Origin of the sequence: Salmonella sp. SAL00653, assembly GCF_046552515.1 — a bacterium.
Classification (GTDB): domain Bacteria; phylum Pseudomonadota; class Gammaproteobacteria; order Enterobacterales; family Enterobacteriaceae; genus Salmonella; species Salmonella enterica.
Genome location: NZ_JBGDTY010000009.1, coordinates 156752 through 172398, shown reverse-complemented (window position 1 = coordinate 172398; position 15647 = coordinate 156752). Strand labels below are relative to the sequence as shown.

Here is a 15647-nt window from a genome sequence, read left to right as displayed (position 1 = left end):
CGCTTACCGGGCCTGTGTTGATGCACATTTTGTTAAATGGCGAAGATCACGTTTTACGTAAAGTTAAAATGAAATTGCTGTAATTTCACCTTTGTCTACAGAAGCGTAGTACCAGAATTCATCATTGATTTCTGCGTGCTTCATTTTCTCAACTGGAATCGTTTTCTGCCGTCCATTAACCGAGAGTGTGATCGAACCCGTTAGCTGCTCCCGGCTGATAATAGCGAAATCCCCGCGGGTGTTGCTATAAGCCGTCGTTTCATTGGAAAGGCTGTGCTTCGCTCCATTAGCGATTACAGAATAATCAAAATTGACTTTCTTTTTGAAAATAGCTTGTACATGATAATACTCGCCGTAAACAGCAGGATCATGGAATAAACCAAAATGACCACCGCTATTTTGCAACTTGACGAAATGATAGTCAGGGATGATAAACTTCTGTTTACCTGCCGCTATTTCTTTAGTAATGATTTTTTGTCTTACGATTTCCTGTCCGGCCGTTTTTTTATAACCGTTAAGCATCAATGAATAGGACCAAAGGAATACGATACCACAGAGAACAGTCACGGCAGTTACGCCGACGACTCCAGCCTTAACGCCGCTTTTCAACAGGGCGTAAGCGATGAAGGAGATAGCTAAAAGGAAAAACATAAACGTACCGTTCATAACCCGATCGGGGTAGGACGGCGACGCGAACATGATTAAGGAAGTGCCAATACCTATACATACGACTAACGCAGCGCAGATAAGGGACGTTTTATCAATTTTGGCGCGAATCTGCTTATTGAATATGACCAGTAAGACCAGCAATAACAAAACAACATAAGCTATCCAGATCAGCGCCAGATGGTTATGAACGCGTTCTGTTAAGTGAATGAAAATACGTTCAAAAATCGGCCTTCCATACCAGAATTCTTTGCCGCTGGCGCGGATGAAATTGCCCGGAGAAAGTATCAATACGCATGAACCTGCGATTGCACAGAGACTATAAACTATCTTATTGCGCGAAACAGATTTGTTTTGCCATAACTCGTATGCAATGGCCAGAACAGAAATAAGCGAGACGAAAGGTGAGACGCTTTCATTGGAACAGCCTGCCATAAAGCTTAGTAATGCAACCCACGGGCTGATCGCTTTACTGTTTTTTATTGTTATGGTGTAAAAGAAGAACAGCCATGCAACAACGAACAGATTCGTCCACAAATAATTCGCAGCACCAACGATCCAGAAAGTGGTTTGACCCAAATTCGGGTTCGAAATTCAGTAAGTGAAGAATATTAGTGGGAATAATAAGTAGTCGGATTTATTCCAGCGTAATGTACCTGAGGGTGTCTTCACAATGAAATAACAAAATACCAGTGTCGAAACGGCAGCGCTGATGGAATACACGAGTTGAGAACGTGTATACAGGATGAGTGCGCTGGTGTAATCAGCTATAATCCTGCCACTCCATGTCATATAATGATGAAAATGTGATTCCGGCGAAATTCCTAAAAGGTAATAGCGGTAATCATCAGAGTGAATGGGGGTATACCATTCAATAAGAAAAATGGCCAAAAAAGCCAGTAGTATCATCGCCGTTTTCGGTAATATCTTGAGCATAGTAATCATTATTCCATCATTGTTTTTTTGTTTTTCACGATATAGCGAGGCCTTTGCTTTACCTCCGTGTAAACGCGTCCGATATATTCACCCATGATGCCTATGCCGATAAGCTGGATGCCGCCTAAGAAGAGAATCGCGGTCATAAGCGAAGGATAACCAGGAACAGGGTTTCCCCACATCAATTTATCAATGATCATCCACATGGCATATATCAGGGAGAGGGCAGAAACGCTCACTCCTATATACGTCCAGATACGCAAAGGGAAAGTAGAAAAACTTGTAATCCCCTCCAGCGCCAGGTTCCAGAGTTTCCAGCCATTAAATTTTGAGTTACCTGCGACACGTTCAGCACGGGCATATTCGACAACATCTGTTTGACCTCCAACCCATGAAAGTATACCTTTCATGAAAAGGTTACGTTCTGGTAATAGCTTGATATTTTCTACAATCTCGCGCGACATCAATCGAAAATCACCGACATTCTCTTCAATCTTTGGCGTACTGATTTTGTTATGCAGCCTGTAGAACCACTCAGCGCTTTTACGCTTCAGGTGGCCATCCGTTGAACGATCGATACGCTTAGCCAGCACCATTTCTGTACCAGCCTGCCATTTATTGATCAAATGTGGGATTACTTCGATGGGATCTTGTAAATCAACATCGATAGGGATCACCACATCTCCGGTCGCGTAATCCAATCCGGCAAAAAGTGCAGGTTCTTTACCAAAATTGCGGGTAAATGAGATCGGAACAACAAGAGGATCGGCAACAGCTAATGCGCTGATGATTGATTCAGTCGCATCGTGACTCCCATCATTAACGAAGATAATCTCAACGTTATAAGGTTTAAGTGAACTGTATTCTCTGACCGTTTTATAGAAAATAGGGATCGCGTCCTCTTCATTAAAGACGGGAACCACTAATGAAATTTTCATTTCTCATTCCTGAAAACAATGAATCTGGAATATAAAAATCCGCAAATAAGGCTAATTGCGGAAAATACAATGAGCGTAAAAATGGGAGGCATAGCACACTTGTCGCCTGTCCATCCCACGACGGCGCTCAGCACGCCCATAAAACCGACGTACAGCAAATAACGTCCGGTTGATACGCTGGCTCCAAAGGTAAACCGGGCGTTAGCGAAAAAACTAAAACTGACAGCGACAGCAAAGCCCGCTACGTTTGCCAAAGCCTGACTTGTTTGAAATCCATAGACGCAAAGGGCAAAGATAGCCCAGTGCAAAGCAGTATTAAGTACGCCTATCGAAACGTACTTTATAAATAATTTTATCATTATAGCAATCAAGAAGTTGTAATTCAGCGAAGTCTACCAGACAAAACTGAGAGGATCATTCCTGAACAGCAGATTTTATGTAAACAAGGCGAAGTTAAAGTAAAAAATAACGCTAGTTTTCCAATATACATATATGCAATATTTGCAGCGCAAAGTGATTACATTTTCATCGGAAATAGCGCGGGAAAAGGGCTTAATCACGTTGCGCTGAAATAAATATCCTCCAGCAATTTGCCCGGTGGCGCTTCTGCGCTTACCGGGCCGGTGTTTATGCACCTTTTGCAGGCTGGATAAGGCGAAGCCACCATCCAGCAGCAATTTGCAGGTTAGTGAGAGTGGTGGTTGGAGTTGCCGCCGCTGTCCATCACTGAACCGCTGGCGTTAACGTTGCCGAGGACATTCACGTTGCCGGTAATCACCGCGCTGTTTCCGACGCCGCCGCTGCCTGCCATACCGCCAAGCCAGGTGAGTTTTTTCATCACGGTAACGTCGCCGGTAAAGGTGCTGAGCGGCGCATCGACGATGACATTCAGCGCTTTAATGCCCGTATGGGGCGCTTCCACGTTGACATCTACCGCCTTGACGCCCACGGAGGTGGCCGCCACGTCTACGTTTTCTGATATCACCGTGACGTGCTGCGCCCTGACCTCTACTTGCGGTGAAGTAAGCTGCGTACGTTCCTTCACTTCAATGACGATTTTTTCTATGCCGCCGTTGACGGTGAGCTGGTGTAACGCACGGTCATATTCAAAGGCCGCGCCGTCGGAAAACTGCACGTAGCGCTTGTCGCGCGAGGCCAGCGGCGCGGTATCCACGCTGGAGTAGACCGCGCCCAGCACCACGCCATCCTCGCCGTTGTCGTCGAGCAGCACTTCGACCTGTTCGCCAATATCCGGCAACCAGTAATCTTTGTTGTCCTGCGTGTTGCGTTGCAGCACCGCAAGCCAGTTACTGCGCAGGTTATCGCACTCCGGTAGAGTGACTCTGACGCGCACGACCGCCTCATCAATATCGCTGATAATGCCCGTCTGGCGGGTAACGCCTTTCATATTGTCTCCTTACTGGCTGGTTGCCGGTCCGCGTGAAATGTCGATTTCGGTAGTGTAGCCGCCGCTGCGCGTAAGTTTGTGCATGGATTTATCAATCAGCCACTGCCCGGAAAGCACGCCAAAATCGCTCAGTTCTATCTTGTTGCCCGCCGTCAACTGCGGGCAGCCCATCATGCTGAGCGTGCCGGTTTGCTGGTATTCGTTGTGGCTGTCCAGCGCAGCATTGGCTTTAGCCTGCGCCGCGCCGGCATCTGGGGCGCGACTGTTGATCTTCAGGGTATCGGCGCTGGTCGCCGCACCGCGCGCCGAGGTCTTTTCCTGGCTATCATGGGTATAGATAACCAGTTCTTTTTGCTTACTATTTTGATGTTGCACGGTGGCGTTTTTGTAGATCCGGTTGATGGTATCTTTGAACGTGTAGTGCGAAATATCCGTCCGCCTGAGCGTCTTCACCGGCGCCAGACAGCGCAGCGTCGGCAGATGCGAAAAGATAAGCTCCGTCGCCGTCACTTTCACGGTATAGCCATATTCACTCGCCAGCCGTTTGAGAAACGCCACGTCGGTTTCGGCATATTGCGTGACCCGATCAATCGTCAGCGGCGCAATCTTGCCCGCCAGCGTTAAACCGTGTTTTTGCGCGATGCGACTGGCGATGGCGGAAAGCGTCGTCTCCTCAAAGCCCTGGCTGTTTTTGGTGCGTAGCGCTTTGCTGACCGAGGTGGCGATACCGTCGATATTGACCGTCGAAGGCGGCGCGCTGATATCAATTTTATCAATGACATAGATTCCGCAATCGAGCAGATCTTCGCCCTGGTAGCCCAGGCGCAGCGCCAGCGTGTCGCCTTTTCTCGGATACCATTCGTTTACCCAGCGCCCGGCGCTATCTTCCAGCGCAATGGCAATGACATCCGACTCGTTTTTAATGCTGTCGCTGTAACTGATGCTGGTGACATAAGGCGCGATGTCGTAAGTGATCTCTTTATGTCCGTACCAAAGGGTAAAAATGGGCGTCAGGGTGGCGAACACCCCGCCGGATACCGTTATCTCAGCCATGGCGGTAGCTCCGGGGTCGTTTGCGTGACGCTGATAACCGGGATGTTCAGCCGCACGCCTGACGGCAAAACTGGCATAATAGCGATGTGCGGATTGGCCGCGATGATGCGTTCGTAGGCCAGCGCATCGCCGTAATAGCGCCAGGCGAGATTATCCCAGCGTTCGCCGTCGGTAGTGACATGTTCAAGGTAGCGCATTACAGACTCCTCGTAATATCGGCGGCGGCAAGCTGGCTCACGTCAGGGGCGCTTGTTTGCAGCGTGCCGCGCGCCTGATTGACCAGCGTCGCGGCGCTGTCGTAAGTCGCTTCCGCGACGCTGCTGGTGATAGCGTCAAACAGCGATTCGGCGTGTTCGATAAGCGTGCCAGCATCGCCCGCGCATTCGCGGATCCCCGGCAGGCTGTCGATCAGTTCCTGCATTTTTGCCGCCAGCGCTTTCGGCAGCCCGGCCAGCGTTTGCAAATCCAGCGGCTGCTGGAACAGCGCGTCTATCGAACTCATGGTTTTTTTCAGCGAATCGACGATATCGCCACATTTTTCTTTCAGCGCTTTGGCTTCCTTCACCAGCTCTTTCGCCTGGGCGATCGTTTTTTTGATGTCATCAATGGCGTCGGCCACCTCATCCATCATCTCTTTGGCTTCACGCATACCCTCTTCAACGGCGCTCATCAGTTCATCGAACCAGGAATCGCTAACGTCGGGAAGCTCATCCAACATCTCGTCAATGTTCGGTTCCTGGGTGGTGATGGCCGGAGGCAGCAACGGGCTCTTCGGATCGCCGGTGTACTCCTGTAGCGACAGAGTGCCGCCCTGGGCAATGACGTTACCGTAAGGATCGGTGTGTTGGTGGGTAGCGGTCAGATCGGTAATCACGAACCAGCCGCGATAATCGCCGTTGCCGAACACCAGCGCCATCGCCTGGTGCGCGGTCATGGCTTCCCGCAGACGGTTCAGCTCGGTGGTCGGCTGGCAATACTGACTATGAAAGTTGAATTTCAGGGTGATTTTGTCCAGCTTATCGCCGATAAATTGCACGCCCGGTTTCCCTTCAATACGGGCATGGCTGGTATAATCCACGCCCATCGTGCTTTCAAATTCGTCCCAGTAAGCGACGACGTCAAATTCTATTTCGCCTAATACGGCATACATTATGCGTACTCCCGGCGCCGTTGTTGCGCCATGACATCGTTAATCATTCTCTCCAGCTCACGTTTACTCAGCGACAGCACGTTGTTGATATCTTTGGTGGCATTCGCGCCGCTTCCCTGCACGGTAACCTGCGGGGAAAAGTGTACCTGCACGTTGCTTTGCGCGCGGGAGGGCAGCGTATAAGGTTTCCCGCCGGATTTGCCGGGAAGCGCGGCTGGCGTCGGCGGCGTGGCGGCGCTTTTCGTCTTCATAGGCTGCGGCGAGGCCATCGTTTTGGCCGAGGTTGTCACCGCTTTCGCTCCCGATGCCAGCGGCGCGCTGGCCTGTTGCGCGACCATTGTTCCGGCAATACCGGGGACGGCGGCGGCGACAGACGGCATTTCAGTGCTGATGCCCTGCGCGCTTTTCGCCCAATCGGGGATCAGCGCTTTTATCTTCTCAATCGCCCCGTTCAGGAAAGGAAGCGCATTCAGAATGCCGTTGATCAGGCTATCCAGAATATTGCCGCCAAATTCGCTGAAGCTGGCGGGGAGTTCAATGCCAAACCAGTCCAGTACGCTGGCGAAGGCGCGGTAAAACAGCCCCAGCGGCGACCAGTCGAGAATCAGACGCGTGACGCCTGCAATGCCTCCGTCAAAGGCGGTTTTGATGCGCTCCCAGACTCCGGCAAAGAAACCGGAAATCGGTTCCCAGTAGCGATAAAGTAAATAGGCGGCGCCTGCGATAGCGGTGATAGTCAGGCCGACAGGGTTCATCAGCAGCGCCCGACCCAGCCAGATAAATGTCTGGCCGACCAGCCGTAGCCCTTTTATCAGGCCGTTTCCCAGCAGCATCGTCAGGCTTTTCGCACCGTTGCCAAACGATTTCAGAACCGACAGCGCGCGACTGCCGCCGCCCAGCGCCAGACCGGCTTTGACCTTCAGGAAGAGCTCGATCAGGCAAATAAACGGTGACGCAATGAGGTTTGCTCCCAGCCTGAGAATATTCAGCGCCCCGTTGAACAGCCAGATAACGCCAACGACTTTGGCGACCCCTTGCACCAGCGCCGGATTTTCCCGCAGCCAGGCGCTGAACTGCCGCACCAGCGGCGTGATGCTTTGCGCCAGTTCACCAATGGCGGGCATCAGTTCCAGGCCGACGGTCAGCCACAGATCGTTAAGTGAAAGTTGTAACGCTTTGGTCTGTTCTCCGGGCGATGTCATTTTCGCGGCGAAGTCATCATCAATAAAATGTTGCCCCGCCGCCTGCATTGCGGAGGCTTTTAGCTGGCGATATTCGTCCATATTCGCCAGCATCGGGGCGAGAAAATCCCGCGTTTGCGCATCGCCGAACATCGCGCCGAGGTTAAATTTCTCCGTCATGGCCTGTAGCGTGTCGCCGCGCGCGGAAAGATCCTCAATCTTCATGGTTTGCCTGAAGGTGTCGAGGATCTGCGGGTTCATTTTCTCCAGTTGCATCTGCACGATGTGGGTCATCGCTTCCGTCACGCCGATCCCATTTTGCTGATGCTCCAGCAGCGATCCCTGAAGATCCACGCCCTGGCGGGCAGACCAACTGTCCGTCTCTTTCGAGAAGGCGGATTTCAGGAAATGGTCGAAATTCGCTGCCGCCGCGCCTGCGTCAGGGGCGTTTTTCATGGCGACTTGCATCGTTGCGGTCAGTTCCGCAATGCCTTCTTTCCCCTGAGCGCCGGTTTTTCCGGCAAAGGCGTTAATCCACTAGGTTTGTTCTGCAACGGAGCCGCCGCCGCTTTTTGCCACGCTGTACAGCATATTTTGCGCAAAACGGAAGTCGTCAGGGGCGATGTTCAGTTTGTCGCGAGTGGCCAGAGCCGCCTGCGCCCAGCTTTGCGCGCTGTCGCGGGAGGCGGTCGCGGCTTTGGCGATATCGGGCATGTAGCGGCTAAGATCCTGCAATGCGCTGACGCCGCCTTCGATCATCGTGGCGGCGGCGCTTTGCAGATCTTTTTGATCCTGGTTGAAATCAAGGCTCCAGTCGCGGATATTCAGGCTCAGGGCGTCCCGCGCGGTGTTATCCATGCCGCCTTTCGCCGCCATATCGACCATGTTGCCCTGAAATTCGTAAGGCAGCTTCCAGTCGGGAGTCTCAATGTTCAGGAGCTTGCCGAGCTGTCCGGCGAACGTTTGTGTTTTTTCCAGCAACCCGACGCGCTGTTTATCGTTCTCTTCCCGGCCAAGGGCAGAGTTAGCGAGCTGTTGCGTAAGCCGGGTGATTTTTGTTTGCTCAAAGCTGAGCGTGTGCAGCGTGCTGGCGTTGAGTGAGCCGTAACGGGCTATTGCCTGCGTCAACGTCTCATTACGCGCCTGAAGCTGAGTAATAATGTCGTTGGCCAAAATAGTGTCTCGTATAAGTTGCCCGGTAACAGGCTGCTTGCCGGAAAAAGGACAGGGAAGGAGTGAACCGGGCTTGGGTCAGGAAACCCGCAGGCATTAAGCCTGCGAGTCGTATTCGTGTTTAATTTGCGCGCTGGCTTCGTCCAGCCAGCGGGTAAAATCGTCAACCGACAGCGCGTCAATTTCACTGGGCGGAAAGCGAAACCACCTCGCCAGCAGCGCCATTGCCTGCCACAACTGCTGTGGGTTCTGTAGCCATGCTAAGCATGGCCTGAAATCGTTTCTGCAATGCCTGATAATCCAGCAGATCCATTTCCGCCAGATCTTCGGTTACCAGCCCGGTCATAGCCGCCATCAGCGGCTCATCCCACTCTTCCGGTTTATCGCTGGCGCGTCGCGCGGCGCGCATATCTTTTACCTTCAGGCGACGTAATTGCAAAACGTCGATACGTTCCCCGGCGGCGGAGGTAAACGGAAATTGCAGGGTATATTTTTCGTTCATGGTGTAGTCCTTATTCGTCGTGTTAAATTCGGGGCCGTAGCCCCGAAGTAATTAACCGCCAATATTATTGCGGTAGGCATTTAATTGATCCGCGCCATTTACGCGGAAAATATTCGCCAGATAATCCAGTTCAAGAAGCGTTTCACCGTCAACCACCTGTTTAATATAAGTGCAGCCGAAGGCGCTGCTGAATTCCGGGTTTTCATTCTGTTTAAACGTTCCCAGCGGGTTCTTTTTAAACATTACGGTCATATGCGTCACCAGCGCTAACTGATCCGCTTTACCCTGCGAGTTATAACAATCGATGCTGGAGCGGCACTGCAATGCCACCGCCTGCCACGGGTTTGCCGTTTTACGCATGACGTCGTGGTAAAACGAGTTCCATTTAATTTCTCCCTCCAGTTTGTCAAAGCCGGCAGGCAGTTCAATTTTACCTACCATCCCCAGCGCTTTATGCTCCTGCATAATCATGCTGATATCAGGCAGTTTAATTTCACTCGCGCGACCTAAAAGATTATTACCATCAAGATAAATATTGGCGTTGGTAATACGGTTAATTTGAATTTTTCCAGCCATTAGCGATTGCTCTCCAGAGAAACTAAATATTCAGAGGTAATTTCGGTTTCAAACGTCAGACGTTCCAGCGGCGGCGGCGGGGTGAATTTGTAGCTCAGCAACAGATGCCCGGCGGCCAGTTCAGTCTGTTCATTACGCGCCGGGTCGTACCAGCATTCAAAGCCCAACAACGCGCCGTCGGCAATCAGCTTGCGGCCCCAGGTGTTCACCGATTCGGTCAGCGCGTCGATCAGCGCCTGGTTTATCGGCATATCCATATACTGCTGGCTGAAATAACGAATCGATTCGTTGATTACATCGCCGGTACGGCGCACGTTCTCAAAGTTACGCATATGAGTAACCGTCGGCCAGGCGGCGGTACGGTTGCCCCACAGGCGCAAACCGGAGCCATAGCTGTTGAAGATGGTGGTGATGCCGTTTTCATTCAGTTGATTCACTTCGCTTTGCGGATCGTCGATCATCGCTGACAGCGAGCGCTCTACGCCGGTAATGCCCTGAATTTCCTGATTGGAGTTGCTCCACCAGAAGCCTTTTTCCAGATCCACTTTGGCACGCAGGCCAGCGGCGCGGGAGGAGAGCGGCTCCAGGACTTCGCTGTCCGTCGCGCTGTCGTACACTTTAACGTGCGGATAGCACAGACGCGCGCGATCGGAACTGGTATTGAAGTTAATCGCCCCCTGCGGGCCGCGCCCTGCCAGAACCTGCTGGAAAGTCGTGCCGATGGGCGCATCAATGTAGGTAATGGCTCCCAGCGCTTCTGCCTGAGCGATAAGCTTAACGGCGACCGAGTTTTGCGTACAAAAGACCGGCGCAATCAGGATCTTTGCGTAAAAACCAAACTGGTTCCAGGTGTCCTGTAACAGCTTCATGCCGGTACGGTCACCCGCCGTGTTTACCGCGCCAACAATATCGGCGGCAGTCACTTTGGTGGGGTCCGCGTAAGTATAATTTACATAGGCCTGAACGCCGGGTTTCAGATTGGTTCCCATACAGGTGATTTTACCGGTCAGCATATCAATGGTGTAATCGGTGCCTTTGATATAAGCGTTTCCGGCGTTCGTGCTGCGGCCAATACTCATTGTTTGCACGGCCCCGTGCTTGAGTTGAATCTGACCGTTGTCATCAACCTTCACGGTTTCACTGGGAATGGTACTTTTGTGTACCGCCGGATTCAGCACGTTAATCACCACGACCGTCCCTGCGCCGTGATCGTAGATCGCCTTCAGCGCCTGCGGGATGGTGAAATTTGCCAGACCTGGGCCAAACTGTGCCGCGTCGCTTTCAGAAAGGCACAGCGTCGGCTGGTTAACCGGGCCGCATGGCGCGGTGCCGATCAGACCAATAACCGCAGATTTAACCGCCTTAACCGGACGTGGGCCGGTTTCGATCTCAATGGTCTCTACACCGTGCAGGTAATTAGCTGCCATGGACAATTTCCTCTTCATTAGTTTCTACTTCTTGCGTAACCACTGGCACCAGGTGACGGCGGGCAATCATGGTGATTACCCACTCGTTATCTTCCGGCAGCGAGATTTCGCTATTGGGCCACAGTAAGACTTCCTGACCGTCGGCGAGCGTGACGCCGCTTGCCGGGCCACTGTAGATATATTTCATTGAATTTCCTCATAATTAACGATTGTCAGCAGGGGGGAGTCCTTGCTTTCCTGTTCCGCGATAAACAGGGTGCTGGCGGTCATATCCAGGGCGTAACGGCAGAAGTTTGCGGCGTCGCCGATATATTTTTCGCTTTCCAGCCAGAGCGGACGATCACAGTCGGGAAGTTCAATGCCCCCCAACGAGCGACGTAGACGATCCAGCGCGTTTATCGCGTCACTTATTTGCGGAACAATAACGGTGGCGGAAATCCGGATTAGTTGTTTTTGTACCGTGGCATCCGTATTTTCTGGTTCGGCAAAAACCGAACCGCAGTAGTGAGTTAATACCGTTACCTGCTGTCCTGTTGGGATATATACTTTCGCATCGGTTGATGAAATATGTATATCCATATCAGGGTTTAATTCACGTAGTCTATTCGCCACGGTATGTACAACAGATAATGTTTCCATATACGCTTTCCTTGATTTACCGGGAGAGATGATATTCTCTCTTCGTTATCGTTCAGACGTATTTTGATGTATCAGGCATCAGGAATCTTTTAATCTCCTTTAGAGAAAAAAGTTAAAACGAATAAAAAATCCCCGGCGTATAAACGGCGGGGATTTGTTTAATGGTTACCTCGTTGGATCAGTTCTATTTTGCTATATAGCGCATCCAGTTTTGCTTCCAGAACAGCCTGGCCGCGCAGATAGTCGTCTCTGCGGACATAATGCAGCGGCAGATCGGCGCGGAACTCCAGAAATTCTCTTTCGAGCCTGGACCAGCCTATTTCTGATTCGCGCCGGGCAGCTTCCAGTGCTTCAAAACGTTCATTCAGCCGTTTTTCAATTTGCGCCAGCAGCAATTTACCGGCGGCAAACATTAATCCAACAAACGAAAGTAAGAGGGAGATGACTTCCCAAAAATCGATACTGAGTTTCATTACTCCCTCTGATTAATGAATGCAGCTAGCCTGCCCCCATTGCAAATAACGGGGAGCATGTTGGTATAAAATCGCTTTGGGGTAGTGACGATTCTCGCGCCAGTTCGCGGCGCTGCGCCCGGCGTTAACGCGTTCTACATGTTCAAACCAGATGGATGCATCCAACCCCTTTGCGGCGGCCAGCTTTTTATCTCTGTTCACCCAGCCTTGCCCGCCGTTATAGGCGCTCAGAGTGAAAGCCATTCGCTGGCAGCTATTTTTTGCTAACACGCTTTTCCACAACTGGCGGTCATACTGTACCAGCGCGCGTATCGCCCAGGCGGGATTAAACGGCTTGTTCTCGCGAAGCGCTGGGTACAACTGGCTTACCCATTTTGCCGTTGCGGGCATAAATTGCGCCATACCCTGCGCGCCAGCCGGAGAAAGCGCGTCAGGCGCCCAGCCGGATTCCTGATGTAGTTGCCCGGCAAAATTAGCAACGGGGGCGTTAAGCCCCCAGATTTCGCGCGCGGTACGAATCACTTCGTTTCGCCATTGCAGAGAAGCGCGCGGCGGTTCGGCAGCGTCGGCAGACAAGAAAGTCATAGCGCAGACCAGGCATACGTATTGATAACGCATCGTTACAGCCCCAGCGCGACGGCAAGGCAAATTGCCGCAACGATGATCGCGCGACGAATCATCGCCGCGGCGCAGCACAGCGATTCTTCCCAGGGGCAAAAGGAGTCGGGACGTGCCCAGGGGAAAAGACTACGGTCGAGCCAGTAACCCAGCACCGCTGATAACGAAACCAGGCTGAGTTTATAGATGACGACCGGAATTTGCGCTGATGATGTCCAGCCGATAAGCGCAAACAGTACGACAGAGGCAATCAGCCAGCCGGAAAGTCGGGGAACAATAATTTTTCGCATACTCTATCTCCTGATAATTGAGTGAGAAGTATCGCTTTTCCCCATAGCGGAAGAACGAAAAGGGCTTTAATAAATAACTTTAAAAAATGTTTAGCGCATGGTGTCAAATGCCAACAAATAAACGAATAAATAAAGCTTTCGGGGCAGGGGGTAGAGGCTGCCTGCGGAGAGTCAGTATGTGTCTGTGGCAGGCTACGATGGCGGTATTGCTGCGTCATAATAATCTTTAATTAAAATTATCTTATTGATTTTTAAAGTCAGTTTAAAAATTCACGCGATCGTGAGGAAAGCGATCTTTTTGATCGAACGCAGAAAAAAATGCAAAAAACTAACTGTATATACATACAGTATTGTGTAAAATGATGACATCAGTGAAGGCTTACTTCACCTATAAAATAAATACATATTATAAATTGAAAGCGATATATATTCTTTTAATTTATAATTAAATGCCGTTGATAGTAAATATTTATATATATTTTGAATATATTGATAGGTAGTTATTGCACCGTTTTTTACGCTTCCCTTTTTGGTGCCGTCACGGGAAGCATGGTGCTGGATATGGAGATAAAATATGATTCAGAAATCAAAAGAAATGGTTCGGCTTCCGGAGATTATTAACGATCTGGCGTTTCATGCGTCGCAGGTGCTTATTGAAAGCATGAATATTGATAGCGCGTCAGCCGAAAATGCCGGTCAGGCAATTGCTGACAGAATGATGCGCAACTGGGGCGGGCAAAGCATTTATTTCCCCAAAGGTATCTCTGGCCGGGTCTCGGAACGGGATTATCAGATTTACAGCGAGTGCGATGGGCGTAATTATGCGGAGCTGGCCAAAAAGTACAATTTGACACTGCAGTGGATCTATAAAATCGTTAAGCGGGTCCACACGGAAAAACAGCACCAGCGGCGTATGCTGTAAGCGATATCGGGTATGGCGTATAGCGACAAGCGCTATACGCCGGGAGCTGCGACAGGCCGGATAAGGCGCTTGCGTCGTTATCCGGCAGCGTATTGCCTGATAGCGCTCACCCGCTGTCGAGCCAGGGCGATTTATTCAAATAAGTTCTGATGCAGCTTTTGCACCACTTGCTCGGCATCGTCTCCCGGCACGAGGAAGCACAGATTGTGGCTGGAGGCGCCGTAACAAATCATGCGAATGTTGAACGGTTCCAGGACGCCAAACACTTCTTTACCAACACCGCAGGCTTTTGACAGGTTGTTGCCAATCAGCGCGACCAGCGCCAGTCCTTCCTCGACTTCTACCCGACACAGCGCGGAAAGCTCCATCAATAAGGATTGGGTCAGTAACGTATCGCCCGTGGAGGTGGAGCCGGTAGTATCCAGCGTCAGCGCGACGCTCACCTCCGAAGTGGTAATCAGATCTACCGAAATATTATGCCGCGCCAGAATGCCGAACACCTCTGCCAGGAAACCTCGCGAGTGCAGCATATTCAGGCTGTGCAGCGTCAATAGCGTTTGATTGCGGCGCAGCGCCAGCGCACGGAACAGCGGCGGGTTTTGGGTTTTATTGCACACCAGCGTACCGCCCGCTTGCGGATCTTTACTGGAGCCAACAAAGACCGGGATATCGCTACGCACGGCCGGGAGTAAGGTGGCTGGATGCAATACTTTTGCGCCGAAGGTTGCCATCTCCGCCGCTTCTTCAAAGTCGATTTCATCAATTCGCTGCGCGACAGGCACTACGCGCGGGTCGGTGGTGTAAATACCGGGCACATCTGTCCAGATATCAACCCGCGCGGCGTGGAGCGCTTCAGCCAGCAACGCTGCCGTATAGTCGCTGCCGCCGCGGCCTAATGTCGTGGTGCGGCCTTTGCTTTCACTGCCGATAAAGCCCTGAGTAATGACCAACGTTTCGCTCAGGCGCGGGAGCAACTGCTGCGCGGCCAGTTCCGCAAGCGCTGCGACGTCCGGTTCCGCACGGCCAAAGCGATCGCTGGTACGCATCACTTTGTGCACGTCGAACCAGTGGGCCTGTACGTCGCGTTCACGCAGGATCTCAACAAATAGCAGGGTAGACATCAGCTCGCCGTGGCTGACCAGTTCATCGGTCAGGGCTGCCGATGTCGCCAGCGATGCCGCCTCCGCCAGAATAGTGATGTTTTCCAGCAGGCGTTCAATCTCTTCGCGAATGACATTCGGATGACGCAGACGATCAAGGATATCGAACTGGATTTTACGGATGGCGTCGAGCGTAGCGAAACGTTCGCCAGGCTCCATCCCTTCGGCCAGCGCCACCAGCAGATTAGTGATGCCGGCAGACGCGGAAAGCACGACTAAACGAACATTGGCGTCGGAAAGTACGATATCCGCGCTACGGTTCATGGCGTCAAAATCAGCGACGCTGGTACCGCCAAATTTGGAAACAACGATCTCTGTCATATCAACCTCGTGTCAGGAAATGAAAAACGCGACCATGGCACAAGGGCAGAACAGAAACCGGTGCAGGCGCAAATGCAAGTAACGTATTTATAAATAAAAGTTGTGGCCTGGACTGTCAACGTTGGGATTATGCGGATTTTTTATGCTGAGTTTAGGCTCAGTAACAGCGCTTATAACCCCGATACCCATTTGCCGCCTTTCTGCACCTCGAATT

The 15647-nt window shown here is 51.6% G+C and carries 17 protein-coding genes and 2 pseudogenes; 1 reads left to right on the top strand and 18 read right to left on the bottom strand.

The window, feature by feature from the left end; all coding sequences use genetic code 11:
• Positions 1-63: 63 nt before the first annotated feature.
• The 17 genes and pseudogenes from ACLJRU_RS12645 to ACLJRU_RS12565 all read right to left on the bottom strand — a co-directional run bounded on the left by ACLJRU_RS12645 (position 64) and on the right by ACLJRU_RS12565 (position 13030).
• Positions 64-1611: pseudogene (locus tag ACLJRU_RS12645) on the bottom strand (DUF6056 family protein).
• Positions 1611-2540, bottom strand: coding sequence for a glycosyltransferase family 2 protein (locus ACLJRU_RS12640; protein WP_000703637.1), 930 nt, complete (start codon positions 2538-2540; stop codon positions 1611-1613). Before ACLJRU_RS12640 ends, ACLJRU_RS12645 begins: the two are co-directional and overlap by 1 nt.
• On the bottom strand, positions 2537-2899 hold the full coding sequence (locus tag ACLJRU_RS12635; protein ID WP_000593182.1) for a GtrA family protein: 363 nt from the start codon (positions 2897-2899) through the stop codon (positions 2537-2539). The genes ACLJRU_RS12640 and ACLJRU_RS12635 overlap by 4 nt, the downstream gene beginning before the upstream one ends.
• Positions 2900-3225: 326 nt before the next feature.
• Entirely contained in the window at positions 3226-3948 is a 723-nt protein-coding gene (locus tag ACLJRU_RS12630; protein ID WP_001541288.1) for a phage baseplate assembly protein V, read from the bottom strand.
• A gap of 9 nt (positions 3949-3957) precedes the next feature.
• Positions 3958-5001 (bottom strand): phage late control D family protein, encoded by a 1044-nt coding sequence (locus ACLJRU_RS12625; protein ID WP_000818153.1) that lies wholly within the window; start codon positions 4999-5001, stop codon positions 3958-3960.
• Positions 4989-5198 (bottom strand): tail protein X, encoded by a 210-nt coding sequence (locus ACLJRU_RS12620; RefSeq protein WP_001269715.1) that lies wholly within the window; start codon positions 5196-5198, stop codon positions 4989-4991. Before ACLJRU_RS12620 ends, ACLJRU_RS12625 begins: the two co-directional genes overlap by 13 nt.
• Positions 5198-6151 carry a phage tail protein gene (locus ACLJRU_RS12615; protein WP_000271432.1) on the bottom strand — a complete coding sequence of 318 codons (954 nt, stop codon included), beginning with the start codon at positions 6149-6151 and terminating at the stop codon, positions 5198-5200. The genes ACLJRU_RS12620 and ACLJRU_RS12615 overlap by 1 nt, the downstream gene beginning before the upstream one ends.
• Positions 6151-8505, bottom strand: a pseudogene (locus ACLJRU_RS12610) (phage tail tape measure protein). Before ACLJRU_RS12610 ends, ACLJRU_RS12615 begins: the two are co-directional and overlap by 1 nt.
• A gap of 96 nt (positions 8506-8601) precedes the next feature.
• Positions 8602-8730 (bottom strand): GpE family phage tail protein, encoded by a 129-nt coding sequence (locus ACLJRU_RS12605; protein ID WP_001185655.1) that lies wholly within the window; start codon positions 8728-8730, stop codon positions 8602-8604.
• Positions 8690-9007, bottom strand: a complete 318-nt coding sequence (locus tag ACLJRU_RS12600) for a phage tail assembly protein (RefSeq protein ID WP_001003641.1) — start codon at positions 9005-9007, stop codon at positions 8690-8692. The genes ACLJRU_RS12605 and ACLJRU_RS12600 overlap by 41 nt, the downstream gene beginning before the upstream one ends.
• A 51-nt stretch (positions 9008-9058) precedes the next feature.
• Positions 9059-9583: a phage major tail tube protein gene (locus tag ACLJRU_RS12595; protein ID WP_000907494.1), complete on the bottom strand. Its 525-nt coding sequence runs from the start codon at positions 9581-9583 to the stop codon at positions 9059-9061.
• Positions 9583-11010 (bottom strand): phage tail sheath family protein, encoded by a 1428-nt coding sequence (locus tag ACLJRU_RS12590; protein ID WP_000729853.1) that lies wholly within the window; start codon positions 11008-11010, stop codon positions 9583-9585. Before ACLJRU_RS12590 ends, ACLJRU_RS12595 begins: the two co-directional genes overlap by 1 nt.
• Positions 11000-11197: a hypothetical protein gene (locus ACLJRU_RS12585; RefSeq protein WP_000875314.1), complete on the bottom strand. Its 198-nt coding sequence runs from the start codon at positions 11195-11197 to the stop codon at positions 11000-11002. Before ACLJRU_RS12585 ends, ACLJRU_RS12590 begins: the two co-directional genes overlap by 11 nt.
• Positions 11194-11649 (bottom strand): Gp37 family protein, encoded by a 456-nt coding sequence (locus tag ACLJRU_RS12580; RefSeq protein WP_001541292.1) that lies wholly within the window; start codon positions 11647-11649, stop codon positions 11194-11196. The genes ACLJRU_RS12585 and ACLJRU_RS12580 overlap by 4 nt, the downstream gene beginning before the upstream one ends.
• A gap of 158 nt (positions 11650-11807) precedes the next feature.
• Entirely contained in the window at positions 11808-12122 is a 315-nt protein-coding gene (locus ACLJRU_RS12575; RefSeq protein ID WP_000777267.1) for a hypothetical protein, read from the bottom strand.
• A gap of 12 nt (positions 12123-12134) precedes the next feature.
• Positions 12135-12740, bottom strand: coding sequence for a lytic transglycosylase domain-containing protein (locus ACLJRU_RS12570; protein WP_001541293.1), 606 nt, complete (start codon positions 12738-12740; stop codon positions 12135-12137).
• Positions 12741-12742: 2 nt separating this feature from the next.
• Positions 12743-13030 (bottom strand): putative holin, encoded by a 288-nt coding sequence (locus ACLJRU_RS12565; RefSeq protein WP_001226439.1) that lies wholly within the window; start codon positions 13028-13030, stop codon positions 12743-12745.
• Between the two features lie 574 nt (positions 13031-13604).
• On the opposite strand from ACLJRU_RS12565, the gene ACLJRU_RS12560 reads away from it, so the two are divergent.
• Entirely contained in the window at positions 13605-13952 is a 348-nt protein-coding gene (locus ACLJRU_RS12560) for a Mor transcription activator family protein (RefSeq protein ID WP_000615249.1), read from the top strand.
• 131 nt (positions 13953-14083) lie between these two features.
• On the opposite strand, the gene lysC is transcribed toward ACLJRU_RS12560, so the two are convergent.
• Positions 14084-15433, bottom strand: coding sequence for a lysine-sensitive aspartokinase 3 (lysC, locus tag ACLJRU_RS12555; protein ID WP_001541295.1), 1350 nt, complete (start codon positions 15431-15433; stop codon positions 14084-14086).
• Positions 15434-15647 lie beyond the last annotated feature (214 nt).

Excerpts from the sequence above, each read along its gene's own strand:
- ACLJRU_RS12640 (WP_000703637.1), bottom strand. The coding sequence starts at position 2,540 with ATGAAAATTTCATTAGTGGTTCCCGTCTTTAATGAAGAGGACGCGATC.
- ACLJRU_RS12635 (WP_000593182.1), bottom strand. The coding sequence starts at position 2,899 with ATGATAAAATTATTTATAAAGTACGTTTCGATAGGCGTACTTAATACT.
- ACLJRU_RS12630 (WP_001541288.1), bottom strand. The coding sequence starts at position 3,948 with ATGAAAGGCGTTACCCGCCAGACGGGCATTATCAGCGATATTGATGAG.
- ACLJRU_RS12625 (WP_000818153.1), bottom strand. The coding sequence starts at position 5,001 with ATGGCTGAGATAACGGTATCCGGCGGGGTGTTCGCCACCCTGACGCCC.
- ACLJRU_RS12620 (WP_001269715.1), bottom strand. The coding sequence starts at position 5,198 with ATGCGCTACCTTGAACATGTCACTACCGACGGCGAACGCTGGGATAAT.
- ACLJRU_RS12615 (WP_000271432.1), bottom strand. The coding sequence starts at position 6,151 with ATGTATGCCGTATTAGGCGAAATAGAATTTGACGTCGTCGCTTACTGG.
- ACLJRU_RS12605 (WP_001185655.1), bottom strand. The coding sequence starts at position 8,730 with ATGGCGCTGCTGGCGAGGTGGTTTCGCTTTCCGCCCAGTGAAATTGAC.
- ACLJRU_RS12600 (WP_001003641.1), bottom strand. The coding sequence starts at position 9,007 with ATGAACGAAAAATATACCCTGCAATTTCCGTTTACCTCCGCCGCCGGG.
- ACLJRU_RS12595 (WP_000907494.1), bottom strand. The coding sequence starts at position 9,583 with ATGGCTGGAAAAATTCAAATTAACCGTATTACCAACGCCAATATTTAT.
- ACLJRU_RS12590 (WP_000729853.1), bottom strand. The coding sequence starts at position 11,010 with ATGGCAGCTAATTACCTGCACGGTGTAGAGACCATTGAGATCGAAACC.
- ACLJRU_RS12585 (WP_000875314.1), bottom strand. The coding sequence starts at position 11,197 with ATGAAATATATCTACAGTGGCCCGGCAAGCGGCGTCACGCTCGCCGAC.
- ACLJRU_RS12580 (WP_001541292.1), bottom strand. The coding sequence starts at position 11,649 with ATGGAAACATTATCTGTTGTACATACCGTGGCGAATAGACTACGTGAA.
- ACLJRU_RS12575 (WP_000777267.1), bottom strand. The coding sequence starts at position 12,122 with ATGAAACTCAGTATCGATTTTTGGGAAGTCATCTCCCTCTTACTTTCG.
- ACLJRU_RS12570 (WP_001541293.1), bottom strand. The coding sequence starts at position 12,740 with ATGCGTTATCAATACGTATGCCTGGTCTGCGCTATGACTTTCTTGTCT.
- ACLJRU_RS12565 (WP_001226439.1), bottom strand. The coding sequence starts at position 13,030 with ATGCGAAAAATTATTGTTCCCCGACTTTCCGGCTGGCTGATTGCCTCT.
- ACLJRU_RS12560 (WP_000615249.1), top strand. The coding sequence starts at position 13,605 with ATGATTCAGAAATCAAAAGAAATGGTTCGGCTTCCGGAGATTATTAAC.
- lysC (WP_001541295.1), bottom strand. The coding sequence starts at position 15,433 with ATGACAGAGATCGTTGTTTCCAAATTTGGCGGTACCAGCGTCGCTGAT.